The sequence below is a fragment of the Clostridium sp. DFI.1.208 genome, assembly GCF_024463855.1.
Classification (GTDB): Bacteria; Bacillota_I; Bacilli_A; order Erysipelotrichales; family Erysipelotrichaceae; genus Clostridium_AQ.
On sequence record NZ_JANGCA010000366.1, the window covers coordinates 1 to 207 of the forward strand.

General features: G+C 44.9%; 1 protein-coding gene. It reads right to left on the reverse strand.

The window, feature by feature from the left end:
* On the reverse strand, positions 1 to 190 hold a 190-nt coding region (locus tag NE665_RS24700; RefSeq protein ID WP_256302807.1), incomplete at its 3' end, for a hypothetical protein.
* Positions 191 to 207 lie beyond the last annotated feature (17 nt).

Consider the following 207-nt stretch of genomic DNA (forward strand, 5'->3'; position numbering starts at 1 on the left):
TCAATGCTTCATCTGTTGCGAAATCGTTCGTTCCATCATTCCACTTCTGGAAATGATAGCCCTTATCAGCTTTCACGGTGGATGGCTGTGTTGGGTGTGCGTCGATCGCTACAGGTTTGTTGTTTTCAATGACCAGCTTACCATTTTCAACTTCATACTTGTTGATCCATTCAACGGTTGTTCCACTCACCGTTCCCTTTTGGTCTG